Origin of the sequence: Dactylosporangium fulvum, assembly GCF_025137375.1 — a bacterium.
In the GTDB taxonomy this organism is placed as follows: Bacteria; Actinomycetota; Actinomycetes; order Mycobacteriales; family Micromonosporaceae; genus Dactylosporangium; species Dactylosporangium fulvum.
In genome coordinates this window covers 8,762,816-8,777,624 of sequence record NZ_CP073720.1, presented here as the reverse complement: position 1 = coordinate 8,777,624, position 14,809 = coordinate 8,762,816, and the positions used below count along the sequence as shown (strand labels likewise).

The 14,809-nt window shown below is 71.7% G+C and carries 14 protein-coding genes; 4 read left to right on the top strand and 10 right to left on the bottom strand.

The genetic code is table 11. The features are described from left to right. Positions 1–8: 8 nt before the first annotated feature. The 3 genes from Dfulv_RS40265 to Dfulv_RS40255 all read right to left on the bottom strand — a co-directional run bounded on the left by Dfulv_RS40265 (position 9) and on the right by Dfulv_RS40255 (position 4,168). Entirely contained in the window at positions 9–788 is a 780-nt protein-coding gene (locus Dfulv_RS40265; protein ID WP_259859061.1) for a DeoR/GlpR family DNA-binding transcription regulator, read from the bottom strand. Between the two features lie 497 nt (positions 789–1,285). Then, the gene (locus Dfulv_RS40260) at positions 1,286–3,439 is read right to left on the bottom strand and encodes a HelD family protein (RefSeq protein WP_259859060.1); all 2,154 of its coding nucleotides are present in this window, start codon (positions 3,437–3,439) and stop codon (positions 1,286–1,288) included. A gap of 75 nt (positions 3,440–3,514) precedes the next feature. Next, positions 3,515–4,168 carry a DedA family protein gene (locus tag Dfulv_RS40255; protein ID WP_259859059.1) on the bottom strand — a complete coding sequence of 218 codons (654 nt, stop codon included), beginning with the start codon at positions 4,166–4,168 and terminating at the stop codon, positions 3,515–3,517. A gap of 35 nt (positions 4,169–4,203) precedes the next feature. On the opposite strand from Dfulv_RS40255, the gene Dfulv_RS40250 reads away from it, so the two are divergent. Further along, positions 4,204–5,202 carry a saccharopine dehydrogenase family protein gene (locus Dfulv_RS40250; protein ID WP_259869154.1) on the top strand — a complete coding sequence of 333 codons (999 nt, stop codon included), beginning with the start codon at positions 4,204–4,206 and terminating at the stop codon, positions 5,200–5,202. Here Dfulv_RS40250 and Dfulv_RS40245 read toward each other — a convergent pair. Both Dfulv_RS40245 and Dfulv_RS40240 read right to left on the bottom strand, forming a co-directional pair. Next, positions 5,140–6,141, bottom strand: coding sequence for an alpha/beta fold hydrolase (locus Dfulv_RS40245; protein WP_259859058.1), 1,002 nt, complete (start codon positions 6,139–6,141; stop codon positions 5,140–5,142). The two genes, Dfulv_RS40250 and Dfulv_RS40245, sit on opposite strands and share 63 nt — an antisense overlap. Before the next feature lie 128 nt (positions 6,142–6,269). Further along, positions 6,270–6,602 (bottom strand): hypothetical protein, encoded by a 333-nt coding sequence (locus Dfulv_RS40240; RefSeq protein ID WP_259859057.1) that lies wholly within the window; start codon positions 6,600–6,602, stop codon positions 6,270–6,272. Between the two features lie 241 nt (positions 6,603–6,843). Between Dfulv_RS40240 and Dfulv_RS40235 the strand changes: the two genes are divergently transcribed. The 3 genes from Dfulv_RS40235 (at position 6,844) to Dfulv_RS40225 (ending at position 9,595) form a co-directional block, all read left to right on the top strand. Then, positions 6,844–7,335: a DUF3145 domain-containing protein gene (locus tag Dfulv_RS40235; RefSeq protein ID WP_259859056.1), complete on the top strand. Its 492-nt coding sequence runs from the start codon at positions 6,844–6,846 to the stop codon at positions 7,333–7,335. A 39-nt stretch (positions 7,336–7,374) separates the two neighbouring features. After that, complete coding sequence (locus Dfulv_RS40230; RefSeq protein WP_406567870.1) at positions 7,375–9,081, top strand: glycoside hydrolase family 3 protein; 1,707 nt, start codon at positions 7,375–7,377, stop codon at positions 9,079–9,081. 91 nt (positions 9,082–9,172) lie between these two features. Further along, positions 9,173–9,595: a DUF3592 domain-containing protein gene (locus Dfulv_RS40225; RefSeq protein ID WP_259859054.1), complete on the top strand. Its 423-nt coding sequence runs from the start codon at positions 9,173–9,175 to the stop codon at positions 9,593–9,595. A 60-nt stretch (positions 9,596–9,655) separates the two neighbouring features. Here the strand turns inward: Dfulv_RS40225 and Dfulv_RS40220 are convergent, their stop codons facing one another. The 5 genes from Dfulv_RS40220 to Dfulv_RS40200 form a co-directional block, all read right to left on the bottom strand. Further along, positions 9,656–11,065: an acyl-CoA carboxylase subunit beta gene (locus Dfulv_RS40220; protein ID WP_259859053.1), complete on the bottom strand. Its 1,410-nt coding sequence runs from the start codon at positions 11,063–11,065 to the stop codon at positions 9,656–9,658. Between the two features lie 8 nt (positions 11,066–11,073). Further along, positions 11,074–12,291, bottom strand: a complete 1,218-nt coding sequence (gene fabF / locus Dfulv_RS40215; protein WP_259859052.1) for a beta-ketoacyl-ACP synthase II — start codon at positions 12,289–12,291, stop codon at positions 11,074–11,076. A 76-nt stretch (positions 12,292–12,367) separates the two neighbouring features. Continuing rightward, on the bottom strand, positions 12,368–12,613 hold the full coding sequence (locus tag Dfulv_RS40210; RefSeq protein WP_259859051.1) for an acyl carrier protein: 246 nt from the start codon (positions 12,611–12,613) through the stop codon (positions 12,368–12,370). A gap of 53 nt (positions 12,614–12,666) precedes the next feature. Continuing rightward, complete coding sequence (locus Dfulv_RS40205) at positions 12,667–13,614, bottom strand: beta-ketoacyl-ACP synthase III (protein WP_259859050.1); 948 nt, start codon at positions 13,612–13,614, stop codon at positions 12,667–12,669. Continuing rightward, positions 13,611–14,771 (bottom strand): acyltransferase domain-containing protein, encoded by a 1,161-nt coding sequence (locus tag Dfulv_RS40200; RefSeq protein WP_259859049.1) that lies wholly within the window; start codon positions 14,769–14,771, stop codon positions 13,611–13,613. Before Dfulv_RS40200 ends, Dfulv_RS40205 begins: the two co-directional genes overlap by 4 nt. Positions 14,772–14,809 lie beyond the last annotated feature (38 nt).

Sequence of the window (14,809 nt, the reverse complement as noted above, 5' to 3'; positions counted from 1 at the left end):
TCCAGGTCCTAACCGTTCGGATCGACGACGATCAGCTCACCGACACGCTCGGCGAGCTGGACCCGCGCCTCGGCGGCGAGCCCGACGTCGGTGATGAGGATGTCCGCCTCGTCGAGTGGAGTGATGGTTGCGATACCGACCATTTCCCACTTGGTGTGGTCGGCCAGCACGACGAGGCGTCGGGCGGCGGCGACCAGCAGACGGTTGGTGCCCGCCTCCATGAGGTTGGGGGTGGTGAAGCCGGTACGCGGGCTCATCCCGTGGACGCCGAGGAACAGCACGTCGACGTTGAGGGAGCCGATCGCGGCCTCCGCCACCGGGCCGGCGAGGGCGTCGGAGGGCGTGCGGATCCCGCCGGTGAGCACGACCGTCTGGTCGGGCCGCCCGGCGTGGTACAGGGTGTCGGCGACCGGGATCGAGTTGGTGACGATCGTCAGTCCAGGGACGTCGACGAGGTGTGCGGCGAGCGCGGCGGTGGTGGTGCCCGCCGAGAGGGCGACCGCGGTGTGCGGCTCGATGAGCTTCGCGGCCCGCTCGGCGATCGCGGCCTTCTCGTTGCGCTGGCGCACCGACTTGGCGTCGAAGCCGGGCTCCTCGGTGGAGCCGGGGCCGGCGATCGTGGCGCCACCGTGCACCTTGTCGACCAGGCCACGGTCGGCGAGCGCCTCGAGGTCGCGCCGGATGGTCATGTCGGAGACGCCGAACTGGCGGACCAGCTGGCTCACCCGCACGCCACCGTGGCGGCGGACAAGGTCGAGGATGGCCGCCTGACGTTGCTGTGCGAGCATCACGCCGTTCCCTTCGCAGGCGCAGCGGACGCAGCGGCTGCGCGGATGGCCGTTTCCAGAACGGATTCCACCGCAGACGTTACGTCGCGGGAACGGGTGTGTACCCCGCCGATCCGGTCTGAGTCTGGGCGCGCTCGCATGGCGTACAGCTTCGAACCTAGCCGACCAGAAGTCAACAAACTCGAACAGAGATGTGCGCAGACTCGCGGCGCCCAGGTCTCGCATCGTTGCCGATATGTGTCGATGGGGTCTCGCCGTGGATCACATCGGCGTTGACAAATTATCGCAGATCGGCGATTCCGATCCATTGATATTCAACGTTTTGCGAGGGAGTGTTGCGTTCCTGGAGGTTCTCGTTTGGTTCTGTGCCCTGCTGGACCATGTCACGGCGGCGACTCGTCAGGGGTCGGTGACGCTGTTCTTCGTCGCCTTCGGCATCGCACGGCTGCGCCTGCGGAAACCTGCGCGGCCCGGCCCTGGCCGCTTCCAAGGGCGGATCAGTACGGCCGGGTGCCCACCGTCGTCAGGCGTTGGGTCGCCCGGGACAGGGCCACGTACAGCGTCCGGAAGCCCGTCGCCGACTCCTCGCGGATGTCGGCCGGCTCGACGACCAGCACACCGTCGTACTCCATGCCCTTCGCGTCCAGAGCGCCCACCGTCTGGAGCCGCTCGGCGCCCAGCCCGTCGACCCACTTCGCGACCTCGTCGCGGCGGGCGGTCGCGGTGATCACGCCGACCGTGCCCTCCACCTGGTCCAGCAGGGCCTGCGCCGCCTCGCGGACCGCCGGCTCCAGGTCCTCGACGACCCGCTCGACCGGCGCCACGCCCGACGACCGCACCGCCGTCGGCAGCTCAATGTCCGGCTGGGCCTGGCGGATCACCCGCGCGGCGGTCTCGAAGATCTCGGCCGAGTTGCGGTAGTTGGTGGTCAGCGTGAAGCCCGAGCGTCGCCGGGTGCCCACCGCGCCGTCCATCGCCCGCTCCGCCTCGGCCGGGTCGGCCCATGCCGCCTGGGCCGGGTCGCCGACGATCGTCCAGGTCGCGTGCGGACCGCGGCGCCCGACCATGCGCCACTGCATCGGCGACACGTCCTGCGACTCGTCGACGATGATGTGCGCGTAGTCGCGGTAGTCCTCCGGTCGCTCGACCGCCTGCGCGCGGGCCGCCGCCATCCGGTCCGCATACGTCGTCACCTCGCGCACGCCCTCCGCGACCTGGAAGGGGTCACGCGGCGCCCGGCGGCGGGCCGGCGGGTCGCCGAGGAGCTCGTGCAGCTCGTCGAGCAGCGCGATGTCCTCGACCGACGGGTCGTCCGGGCGGATCGAGCCGGACAGCGTGGCGATCTCGCGGTTGCTGAGCACGCCGTTGGCCCAGCGTGAGAGCCGCCGCCGGTCGGTCAGCCAGCCGAGCACGCCGACCGGGCGCAGCACCGGCCACCAGCCGCGCATGAACTGGATGAACTCCGGCCGCTCCGCGATGTCCGGCGCGAACTCCTCGCGCTTCTGCTGCCGGCTCGACGGCAGCAGCTCGACGCTCTGCCGCCACAGCGCGTCGAGCACGTGGCCGGCCGCCTTGGCCCGGGCGGCGTTGCGCTTCACGCCCAGGTTCAGCACGGTGCGGCGCAGCTCGTCGAGCGCCGGCTTGTCGAGGCTCAGCAACTCCCCGCGGTACAGGATCCGGAGGCGGTCCGGCGAGTCCGGCACGGGGGAGCGGGCGGCGCGGGCCAGGACCCGCTGCATGCGGAGCGTGCCCTTGACGGCGGCGACCTCCGGCGGCTCGTGGCGGGTCGCCTGCACGCCCTCGACCAGCTGCCCCAGGGAGCGCAGCGTCGCGGTGTCCTCACCCAGCGACGGCAGCACCCGCGACACATAACCGACGAACACGTCCGACGGCCCGACGACGAGCACGCCGCCCGACTCGTACCGGTTGCGGTCCGCATACAGCAGGTAGGCCGCCCGGTGCAGGGCGACCGCGGTCTTGCCGGTGCCGGGGCCGCCGCGCACGATGGTCACCCCGGACGCGGGGGAGCGGATCGCGTCGTCCTGCTCCCGCTGGATCGTGGCGACGATGTCCTTCATGCCGCGGCCGGTGGCGCGGGAGAGGTTGGCGAGCAGCGCACCGTCCCCGATCACCGCCATGGACTCCGGGGCGCCTGCCGGGTCGAGGAGGTCGTCCTCGATGCTCAAGACCTTCTCGTTGGCACTCCTGATGCTCCGCCGCCGCACCACACCCATCCGGTCGGCGGGAGTGGCCCGGTAGAACGGCGCGGCGGCGGGTGCGCGCCAGTCGACGACGAGCGACTCGTAGGACTCGTTCCGCAGGCCGAGCCGACCGATGTAGCGCACCTCACCGTCGGGCACCGCGGGCTCGACGGCGGCCGCGTCGGCGCCGGAGACCCCGTCGGGCCCCAGGTCGAGCCGGCCGAAGACCAGCCCGTCGTGCTCGCTCTCCAGGGCCCGGCGACGCCGGGCGGCGTGGTAGACCATGGCGTCGCGCTCGACGAGCGCGCCGAAGTTGCCCACCCGGGCGAGGCTGTAGCCGGCCTTCTCCACCTCGGCGGCGGAGACACGCAGCTGGTCGAGCCGGGTGTAGACCCGGTCCAGATAGACCTGCTCGGCGGCGATCTCCGACTCGCGAACCGCGTCGCTCAACGCCCCACTCCTGCCGCCGCCGGAAAAACAACCCCGAAAGCTTACTCGTGCATCCGGGGCACCGTTGCTTCGGCGTCAGTCGTGGGCGGCCGCCGGCTCCTTCTCCGCCTCTTCGCGCAGGGCCTTGGCCTCGGCTGCGGCCTTGCGGCGCAGGTAGAACGTCGTGGCCAGGCCGGCGACGACCGCCGCCACCAACGCGATCCAGGAGAAGTCCTTGAGCCACTTCTCCGCGACCCGGCCGATCGAGTAGATCGCGAACACGGTGCCGAAGGCCCACGTTAGCCCGCCGAGGGCGTTGGCGGCGAGAAACCGGCCATACGGCACGTGCAGCGCGCCGGCGAGCGGGCCGGCCAGGATGCGCAGCAGCGCGATGAACCGGCCGAAGAACACGGCCCAGACGCCCCACCGCTGGAAGGCCCGCTCGGCCTTCGCGAGGTGGGCGGGGCCGAAGTGCTTCGGGAACCGCCGGCCGAAGCGCTCCAGGAGGCGCCGGCCACCCCGGCGGCCGATGTAGTAGCCGATGGAGTCGCCGATGATGGCGCCCACCGACGCGGACCCCGCGACCAGCCAGGGGTTGATCTTGGTCCCGATGGACAGCAGCGAGGCGGTCACGAGTGTGACCTCACCCGGGAGCGGGATGCCCATGCTCTCGACGCCGATGACGCCGCCGACCAGGAGGTAGATCCAGACCGGAGAGAGCGTGCCCATCCATTCCTCGATGAAATGCACGGCGCAACCCTCTCATACTTCGTGGTGTGACGTGGATGGTGTACGGCGCGAACGGCTACAGCGGGCGGCTGCTGGCCCGGCTGGCGGTCGACCGTGGGGAACGTCCGGTCCTGGCCGGGCGGTCCCGGTCCAGTGTGGCCCCCCTGGCGGCCGAACTAGGGCTCTCCTATCGGATAGGCGACCCGGCGACCGTACCTCTGGACGGCGTCGACACGGTGGCCAACTGTGCCGGCCCCTTTGCCGCCACCGCCGCGCCCCTGGTCGCGTGCTGCCTCTCGGAGGGCAAACACTATCTCGACATCACCGGCGAGCTCGACGTCTTCGACAGAATGTTCGCCCAGGACGCCGCGGCCCGGGCGGCGGGCGTCGTGATGATCACCGGTGCGGGCTTCGACGTGGTCCCGACCGACTGCCTGGCCGCCGTGCTGGCCGCCGCGGTCCCCGACGCGGTCGCGCTGGAACTGGCCTTCCACGCCCCGGGCGGGCTCAGCCGCGGCACCGCCCGCACCGCCCTCAGCGAGGCGGCCGCGGGTGGCCTGCGCCGGGTCGACGGTGTCCTGGTCCCGACCCGGTTCGGCACTCCGTCCCGCGAGGTTCCGTTCCCGTCCGGCCCGCGGACCGTCGGCGCGACCCGCTGGGGCGACCTCGTCACGGCGTACCGCTCGACAGGCATCCCGAACATCACCGTCTACACGCACCTCCCGCGCAACGCCGGCTCCCCGCTGGTGAAGGTGCTCGGGTTCGGCCCGCTGCGCGCGCTCGCCCAGGCCCTCGTGCGCCGGGGCGGTCCGTCGGCGCAGCGCCGCTCGGCGACCGGCTGCGAGGTCTGGGCCGAGGTCCGCGACGCCGCCGGCAACACGCGCTCGGCGACCCTGACCGGCCCGAACGCCTATGCACTCACCGCTGACGCGACACTGCGGGCCGTGCGGGAGGTCCGCGCGGGCACCGTCCCCGCCGGCGTTCACACCCCGTCACAGGCGCTGGGCGCCGACTTCGTCAGGCGGCTGAGCGGGGTCGAGGTGCACCTGAGCTGAGGCGCGCTCGCGGACGGCCGGGTCCACCGAGGCCCGCCGGATGACGGAGACGATCGCGTCGGTCACCGCGTCGGGGCGTTCTATCGGCAGCATGTGGCCGGCCTGGTCGCAGATCACCAGGTCGGCGTCGGGCAGTTCGCGCGCGATGGTCTCCGCGCAGGCCGGCGGGGTCAGCCGGTCCAGCGAGCCTACGAGCACCGCCGCGGGAAGGCCCCGCATCGCGGCCAGCGTCTCGACCCGGTGGTGCAGGTCGACCGACGGGCGGAAGCCGCCGATCGCGCACAGCGGGGCGTTGCCGACCATCGACGCGGTCAGGGCCACCCAGCTCGTGTCGACCCGCTGGCCGAACACCAGCCAGCGCACGCCCGGGGCGAGCAGTGGCATCAGCCGGCGGTGCGGTCGCCAGGCGCCGGACCGGGCGAGCAGGCCCGCGCCCTGGGTCTCCAGGATGCGCATGACCCGGGCGAGCCGGGGACTGAGGCCGTAGCTGGTGCGGGACGAGCCCTCCGCCGAGGTGGAGATCAGCACCACCCCGACCACCCGGTCGGCAAACGCTGCGGCATGGCGATGCGCGTACTCCATGATCGCCATGCCGCCGAGCGAGTGCCCGGCCAGCACGATCGGGCCTTCGGGGACCAGTTGCTCGATGACCTCGGAAAGATCGTCACCGAGCTGCTCAAGTGTGGCGTCGGCACCACGGGTGGCCGAGGAGCGGCCGTGGCCGCGCAGGTCGAAGGCGAGCACCCGCACGGGGGCGCCGAGCCGGCCGGCCAGGTCGGCGACCTGATGGCGCCAGAGGCGGTTGTCGAGCGTCCAGCCGTGCAGGAGGACCACCGTGACGGGCGGCGCGCCCGAGGCCGACGGCGCGGCCGGGTGGAGCACGCTGTACAGGCGGGCGCCGTCCTTGAGCCTGACTAGGGGCGAGACGACGGAACCCATGGTCAATTGTTACCCGAAGGTACGTCGAATTACTCCGTTGCGGACCAGAGGTATTTCGAGAGTGTTACGAACCGGAAACGGCGACAGCCGCCGGGGAGCACCCCCGGCGGCTGTCGCTCAGCTGAAGCTCAGGAGGCTTCGAGCACACCTGCCTCGATGAGGCGCTTCTCGGTCGCGTCCCAGCCGTGGCTCGGGTTGGCGGCGGCGAGCGCCTGCAGCTCGGCGCGGATCTTGATGGCGTGACCGGCACCGGCAAGCACGCGGATCTCCTCGACGAAGGTGTCGGAGGTGGTGCTGAGGTGGTTGGTCTTGCCGTTGGTCAGATTGCGCACGTAGACGTGCTTGCCGTTGTTGAGCGGGATGAGGTACTTGAACTCACCCAGGACGCTGAGAGCGCCGGCTGCTCCGGCCTGACCCGCGCGGACTGAGGCCCGCGCGGTCTTCGAGGTGTTGCTCGCCACGGGCGGGAACTCCTTGTCGAGGCGTGAAGTGCAGAGACGCCCAAAACTGTAACACCCCGGCCGGGTAACCTTCCGGGCCACCGAGCGTTGGACAATTCGTAGGACCTGAGTTGGCGATTCTCTGGCGCACCGCGCGCATCATCGTCATCATGAGTCCCAACAGCAAAGTCGCTGCCCGGGCTTGACCCATGGAGCACGAGGTCGTAGGGGAAGACGCACCTCGGTCTCCAGGAGGTCCTTCGTGCCCACGCGTGGCGTCATATACGTTCACTCGACTCCGCTCGCCGTGTCCTCGCACGTCGAGTGGGCGATCGCTCGCGTCCTCGGCGCGCCGGTCCGCCTCGAGTGGTCGGTGCAGCCTGTCGAGCCCTCGGCCCGGCGGGCCCAGTGCTCGTGGACCGGCGCGACCGGCACCGGCGCGGAGCTGGCCGCCGCGCTGCGGCAGTGGCCGATGATCCGCTTCGAGGTCACCGAGGAGCCGAGCCCCGGCGTCGACGGCGAGCGGTTCATGCACGTGCCCGGCCGCGGGCTGTTCCGCGGTTCCACCAGCGCCAACGGCGACATCGTCCTGTCCGAGGACCGGCTGCGCTGCCTCGTCGCGGGCGCCCGCGGCTACGAGACGCTCGCCCACGCCCTGGAGAAGGCGCTCGGCGCGCCGTGGGACGCCGAGCTCGAACCGTACCGCCACGCCGGGGACGGTGTTCCGCTCACCCTCCTCACCCGAGTCGGGTAGCCGCTCCCGGGTTGGGGGAATTTGCCCGTGCATGGTTGAGTGGCGGGTGTGCCGGCCCTTCGCAAGATCTCGACGACCGCTCTCCTGGCGCTCGCCGTGCTGGTCAGCGGGTGCTCCGACACCGGATCGCCCGCACCGGCGCCGTCGAGCAGCCCGCCCGTTTCCGCTGTCGTCCCGGGCTCGGACCCGGCCCGGCAGGCCGCCGAGCTCGCCGCGAAGCTCACCGACGAGGAGCTGGTCGGCCAGGTCCTGATGCCGTATGCCTACGGCAACGACGCCGACAAGGTGTCGTCCGGCTCGGTGTCGGCCAACAAGGCGTATGCGGGCGCCTCCACGCCCGCGGAGATCGTCAAGAAATACCATCTGGGCGGGATCATCCTGGTCTCCAGCAGCGCTGACGACCCGACCGCCGGCACCAACAAGACCACCAACGTCGAGTCGCCCGCCCAGGTGGCGAAGCTCACGGGCGGCCTACAGACGGCGGCGCTGAGCCTGCCCGCCCGGGTGCCGCTGCTGATCGGCACCGACCAGGAATACGGCCAGGTCACCCGGATCAAGGACGGCATGGTCCAGCTGCCCAGCGCGATGGCGCTCGGCGCCGGTGACGATCCGAAGGTGACCGAGGCCGCGTGGAAGGCGGCCGGCGCCGAGCTGGCCGCCATCGGGATCAACGTCGACTTCGCCCCCGACGCCGACGTCCTCGGCACCCAGCCCGGCGGCGTCATCGGCTCCCGCTCGTTCGGCAGCGACCCCCAACGGGTCTCGGTCCAGGTCGGGGCCGCCGTGCGGGGCATGCAGTCGGCCGGGGTCGCGGCCACGGTGAAGCACTTCCCGGGTCACGGCCACACGACCGTCGACAGCCACAACAGCCTGCCCGTGCTCAACCAGGATCTGCGCAGCCTGGAGGCCGGCGATCTGCCGCCGTTCGTCGCCGCGAAGGAGGCCGGCGTCGGGCTGATCATGTCCGGCCACCTCGACGTCAAGTCCATCGACCCCGGCGTGCCGGCCTCGTTCTCCAGCAAGGTGCTGATCGACCTGCTGCGGACGAAGCTGGGATATACGGGGGTCGTCGTCACCGATGCCCTGAACATGGAGCCGGCCGAGCGGTGGTCGGCGGGTGAGGCGGCGGTCCGGGCGATCCTCGCCGGCAACGACATCCTGCTGATGCCGCCGAGCCTGTCGGCGGCCCACAAGGGCCTGCTCGACGCCGTGCGCTCGGGCCGGCTGCCGAAGACCCGGATGGTCGAGGCGGCGACCCGCATCCTCGCGCTGAAGTTCCGGCTGGCCGAGGCGCCGAAGCCGGAGATGTCCGTCGTCAACGGTGAGGCCGGCAAGGCAGCCGCCCGGGCCGGCGCGGCGGCCGGGATCACCGTCTTCCGCGGCCCGTGCAAGGGCGCGCTGGTCACCGGCCCGGTCCGGGTGACCTCCGCGGGCAACGAGACGGCGCGGGGCTGGCTGGAGGCGGCGCTGAAGGCGGCGGGCACCGAGGTGGTGCAGCAAGGCGGCACGGAGGTCCGCCTGATCGGCTACGGCAAGGGATCGTCCGACCTGTCCCAGTCGGCGGCGGTGACCGTGGCGCTGGACACCCCGTATGTGCTCCGGTCGGCGAAGGGCACCCTGCTGGCGACCTACTCCTCGTCCAACGCCTCGATGCAGGCGCTCGCCGACGTCCTGGTCGGCAAGGCGAAGGCTCCGGGCAGGTCCCCGGTCCCGGTGCAGGGCCTGCCCGCGACCGCCTGCGCGTGACGGTGGTTGCCCGGACACGTCTGGAAATCCGACAGCCGGCCGTCGACTCCACGACGATCTTGGCGGATCATGGCCGACATCATCGGCGTCCATGTGGTGGATCGCAACGACAGTGATGCTCGCCGTGGGCGTGACGGGGATATACAGCACGACCAAGGAATGGAAACGCGGGAGACGGTTCCGGGCCCGGGCGGTTCGGGTGCCCGGCGTGGTGGTCGACCTCAGCTGGGAGCGGGGGACCAGCGACGGCCCGCATCTCGGGATGCCGGTCTTCCAGTACCACACCCGCGAGGGGCACCCGATGCAGGCCAAGGACCCGGTCGGCACCAATCCGCCCCGGTTCCGGCCCGGCATGCACGTGGCGGTGCTCTACGACCCTGAGGAGCCGTACCGGGCCCAGCTGGAAGGCTCGATCGGCTTGGGCAAGGGCATGAACGTCGTCGGCTTCCTGCTCTCCTGCCTGGCCCTCGTCGGCGGGCTGACCAGCCTCGCCGGCGAGCTTGCCCTGACGTAGTCAGGAAAACGGCCCGCGGACGGCGCGATCCGCCGCCCGCGGGCCCGAACCGTTTCGGCGCTACAGCGGGATGTTGCCGTGCGCGCCACGCGCTGCCGGGGCGCCGGCCAGTGCGCCCGCGATGCGGCGGCGGGTCTCCTCCGGCTGGACCACGTCGTCGATGACGCCGATCTCCAGTGCCCGGTTTACGCCGCCCGCGACCTCGATCTGCTCCTTGATGAGCTGTGCGCGCAGTTCCTCGCGCGCCTCGGGCTGCGCCGCCGCCAGCTTCTTGCGGTGCAGGATGTTCACCGCCGCGCTCGCGCCCATGACCGCGACCTCCGCGTTCGGCCACGCGAACACGGCCGTCGCGCCGAGGGAGCGGGAGTTCATCGCGATATACGCCCCGCCGTAGGCCTTGCGGGTCACGAGCGTCACCCGCGGTACGACCGCCTCGGCGAAGGCGTGCAGCAGCTTCGCGCCGCGGCGCACCACGCCGTCCCACTCCTGGCCGAGACCGGGCAGGTAGCCGGGGACGTCGACCAGGACGATCAGCGGCACACCGAGCGAGTCGCACATGCGCACGAAGCGGGCCGACTTCTCCGCGCTGGCCGCGTCGAGGCAGCCGCCGAGGCGGAGCGGGTTGTTCGCGATGACGCCGACGGTACGGCCACCGAACCGCCCCAGTGTCGTGACGATGTTCGGCGCCCACTTCGCGTGCAGCTCCACACCCGGCGCGTCGAGCAGGCTCTTGACCAGGGGCTTCACGTCGTAGGCCCGGTTGGTCTCGGCCGGCAGCAGCGCGCCGAGGTCGACGTCCGCCACGTCGTCAGGACAGATGCGGCCCTGCTTGCCCAGCAGTGAGGCGAGCTCGCGTGCGCGGGCCAGCGCCGACTCGTCGTCCTTGGTGGTCACGTGCACGACACCGGAGCGACGGCCGTGCGGCTCGGGGCCGCCGAGGCGCTCCATGTCGACCTGCTCGCCGGTGACGCTGCGGACGACCTCGGGGCCGGTGACGAAGATACGGCCGGCACCGCTCATCACGACGATGTCGGTGAGCGCGGGGCCGTAGGCGGCGCCGCCGGCGGCCGGGCCGAGCACCACCGAGATCTGCGGCACGCGCCCGGAGGCGCGGACCATGGCGGCGAAGACCTGGCCGACCGCGTCGAGCGCCACGACACCCTCGGCGAGCCGCGCGCCGCCGGAGTGCCACAGCCCGAGGACCGGCAACCGCTCGCGGACCGCGGTGTCGATCGCGTCGACGATGTGGCGGCAGCCCTCGTCGCCCATCGCACCGCCCATCTTCGTGGCGTCGCTGGCGAAGGCGATCACCTGCGTGCCGTCGATCTGGCCGCGCCCGGCCAGCACGCCGGAGTCGTCGCGGGCCTGGAGCAGCCGGAGGGTGCCCCGGTCGAACAGCGCGCGGAGGCGCACCTCAGGATCGCGGTAGTCGACGGTCCCGATGTCGGACGGTGCGGACGTGAGCGTCACGAGGACTCCTAGGCGCGGGCGAAGACAAGCGCTGCGTTGTGACCACCGAAGCCGAACGAGTTGTTCAGTGCGGCCGGGATGTCGAGGGGACGCGCCTTGTGGGCGGCCACGTCCAGGTCGAGCTCGTCATCCGGCTCGTCGAGGTTGATGGTCGGCGGCACGACCCCGTGATAGATCGCGAGGATCGTGGCGATCGACTCCACCGCGCCGGCGGCACCGAGCAGATGGCCGGTCATCGACTTGGTGGACGTGATCACCGGATGGTCGCCGAGCGCGCGGTGCAGGGCCTTGATCTCGGCCAGGTCGCCGACCGGCGTCGAGGTGGCGTGGGCGTTGACGTGCATGACGTCCGACTTGGCAACACCAGCGTCACGCAGCGCGAAGTCAATCGCACGCACAGCGCCCGCACCCTCGGGATGCGGCTGGACGATGTCGTAACCGTCCGAGGTCAGACCGGCCCCGGCGAGCCGGGCGTAGATGCGGGCGCCGCGGGCCCGGGCGTGGTCGGCGCGCTCGAGGACGATGACGCCGGCGCCCTCACCCAGGACGAAGCCGTCACGGCCCTTGTCCCAGGGGCGGGAGGCGCGCTCGGGGTCGTCGTTGCGGATCGACATCGCGCGCATCGAGGCGAAACCGGCGATCGGCAGCGGGTGGATCACAGCCTCGGTGCCGCCGGCGACGACGACGTCGGCCCGACCGAGCCGGATCAGGTCGAGGGCGTGCGCGATGGCCTCGGCGCCGGTGGCGCAGGCGCTCGCCACGCAGTGGACGCCGGCCTGCGCGCCCAGCTCCAGGCCGACCCAGGCGGCGGGTCCGTTGGGCATGAGCATCGGCACGGTGTGGGGCGAGACCTTGCGCGGGCCGCTCGCCTCCAGGATGTCGTCCTGGTTGAGCAGGGTCTGCGCACCGCCGATGCCGGTGCCGACGCTGACGGCGAGCCGCTCCTTCTCCACCTCGGGCGAACCGGCGTCGGCCCACGCCTCGCGGGCGGCCACGATCGCGGTCATCTCCGAGCGGTCCAGGCGGCGGGCCTGCACGCGGTCGATCTTCTCGGTCGGCTCGACGGCGAGCTGCGCGGCGATCCGGACGGTGAGCTGCGCGGCCCAGTCCTGGGTCAGCGGCGACACTCCCGACTTGCCGGCGAGCATCGCGTCCCAGGTGGACGCGGCGTCACCCCCGAGGGGGGTGGTCGCACCGATGCCGGTGATGACGACCTCAACACTCACAGCACAACACTCCTCTGAGCGGTCTTGGACAAGTCCGGGGTTGCCGATCCTTGCCCAAGACCGCGACGGCGGGCTATCAGGCCTGCGATTTGACGATGTACGACACGGCGTCGCCGACGGTCTTCAGGTTCGGCACCTCGTCGTCCGGGATTTTCACGCCGAACTTCTCCTCGGCCGCCACCACGACCTCCACCATCGACAGCGAGTCGACGTCCAGGTCGTCGGTGAACGACTTCTCCTCGGCGACGTCGTCGGGGTTCACTCCGGCGACCTCTTCGAGGATCTCGGCGAGACCTTCGGCGATCTCTTCACGGGTGGACATAGAGCTTTCCTTCCTTGGGTTGACGCGCTTGTGGAACAAGGGTGAACAGAGGGCTACGGGCAGCGGATGACTTGTCCCGCGTACGTCAGGCCGCCGCCGAAGCCGAAGAGCAGCACCGGGGCGCCGGAGGGCACCTCATGCCGCTCGATGGCCTTGGACAGCGCGAGCGGGATGCTTGCCGCCGACGTGTTCCCCGACTCGACGAGGTCCTTGAGGACGATCGCGTTGGGCATGTCGAGGCGCTTGACGATGCCGTCGATGATGCGTGTGTTGGCCTGGTGCGCGACGAACGCGGCGATGTCCTTGCCCTGCACGCCGGCCCGGTCGAGCGCGGCCTGCGCGTAGGGCGCGATGGCGGTGGTCGCCCAGCGGAAGACCGCCTGGCCTTCCTGCTTGATGTACGGCCGCCAGCCCTCGATCTTCAGCACGTCGCCCTTCTCGGGCGCGGAACCCCAGACGACGGGCCCGACGCCGGGCTGCTCGCCCTCGTCGATCGCGGTCACCACCGCCGCGCCGGCCCCGTCGCCGAACAGCACCGCCGTCGTGCGGTCGGTCCAGTCGATGACGTCGGACAGCTTCTCCGCGCCGATGACCAGCGCGTTGCGGGCGGCGCCGGCACGGATCGCGTGGTCGGCGCTGGCCAGACCGTAGCAGAATCCGGAGCACGCGGTGTTGAGGTCGTACGCGGCGGGCGCGTTGATGCCCAGCTTCGCCGCCACCCGGGTGGCCACGTTGGGGCACCGGTCGACCGAGCTGCAGGTCGCCACGACGACCGTGTCGATGTCACCGGCGGTCAGCCCGGACGCCGCGAGCGCCTTGCCGGCCGCCGCGATCGCCATGTCGGCGACGGTCTCGGCGCCGGCGACCCGGCGCTGGGCGATGCCGACCCGGTCACGGATCCACTCGTCGTTGGTGTCGATGACCTTCGACAGGTCGTCGTTGGTCACCACCTGGGAGGGTTGGTAGTGCCCGAATGCGAGGATCTTCGAGCCGAGGTTCACAGTTGACCTCCAATACGGGCCAGCGGCTGGCCGGGCGCGACCGGGTCGTCGAGGTTCGCGAGCCATTCGGTGAGCACGCCGCCGTCGTGCGCGGTGACGTCGACCGGGCCCTGCCGGGTCTGGATCGCGCCGATGATTTGGCCGATGCTCACCTGTGAGCCCTCGGTCAGGTCCGGAAGCGGTGTGAACGTGCCGGCGGTGCCGGCGACGACGACGCTGAACTCGGGGTGCGGCTCATGCGTCGGCGCGGTGCCGTGGCGCGCGATCGCGTCCCGCGCGGCGGGCAGATCCTCCGGCGTGTTGACCTGGACGATCTCGATGCCCTTGAGGGTCCGCTTGGCCAGGCCGGCCAGCGTGCCGGCCGGCGCCAGCTCGATCACCGCGGTCACGCCGAGGTCGGCCAGGGTCCCCATGCACAGGTCCCAGCGCACCGGCGCGGTGACCTGGCGGATCAGGCGCAGCAGCATGGTCGGGCCGTGGTCGACTGCGGCGCCGTCACGGTTGGACAGCAGGATCTTGCCGGGCGTGCCGGGTGTGATGCCGGCAGCGACCTTGCCGAGAGCCTCCTCGGCCGGTGCCATGTACGGCGTGTGGAACGCCCCGGCGACCTTGAGCGTGATGACGCGTGCCCGGGCGGGCGGGCTGGCCGACAGCTTCTCCAGCCCGGCGACCGCGCCGGCGGCGACGATCTGACCCGCGCCGTTGCGGTTGGCCGAGTACAGCCCGGCGGCCTCGATCGCACCCAGGACCTCGTCCTGGTCGCCGCCGAGGACGGCGCTCATGCCGGTCGGCTCGAGCGCGCACGCCGCGGCCATCTCGCGCCCGCGGACCCCGGCGAGGGTGACCGCGGCCTCCGGGGTCAGCACCCCGGCGAGCGCGGCGGCCGCCAGCTCGCCGACGCTGTGCCCGGCGACGACGGTGGCGTCGTACATCGGCAGCTGCTCGGCGGTCAGCAGCGCGGCCGCGACCAACAGCGGCTGCGTCTTGGCGGTGTCCTTGATCTCCTCTTCGTCGGCCGCGGTGCCGAGGTGCACCAGGTCCACCCCGGACAGGGTCGACCACCAGCGCAGACGCGCTTCGGCGCCGGGCAGCGTGAGCCACGGGGTCAGGAAACCTGGCTTCTGGGAGCCCTGCCCGGGGGCGAGTACGGCAAGCACGTCTATGACTGTTCCGGATGCGGGACACACAGTCGGGT

What these genes read in the sequence shown, in the direction of transcription:
- Dfulv_RS40265 (WP_259859061.1), bottom strand. Translation starts at nt 788, where the DNA reads ATGCTCGCACAGCAACGTCAGGCGGCCATCCTCGACCTTGTCCGCCGC.
- Dfulv_RS40250 (WP_259869154.1), top strand. Translation starts at nt 4,204, where the DNA reads ATGGTGTACGGCGCGAACGGCTACAGCGGGCGGCTGCTGGCCCGGCTG.
- Dfulv_RS40245 (WP_259859058.1), bottom strand. Translation starts at nt 6,141, where the DNA reads ATGGGTTCCGTCGTCTCGCCCCTAGTCAGGCTCAAGGACGGCGCCCGC.
- Dfulv_RS40225 (WP_259859054.1), top strand. Translation starts at nt 9,173, where the DNA reads ATGTGGTGGATCGCAACGACAGTGATGCTCGCCGTGGGCGTGACGGGG.
- Dfulv_RS40210 (WP_259859051.1), bottom strand. Translation starts at nt 12,613, where the DNA reads ATGTCCACCCGTGAAGAGATCGCCGAAGGTCTCGCCGAGATCCTCGAA.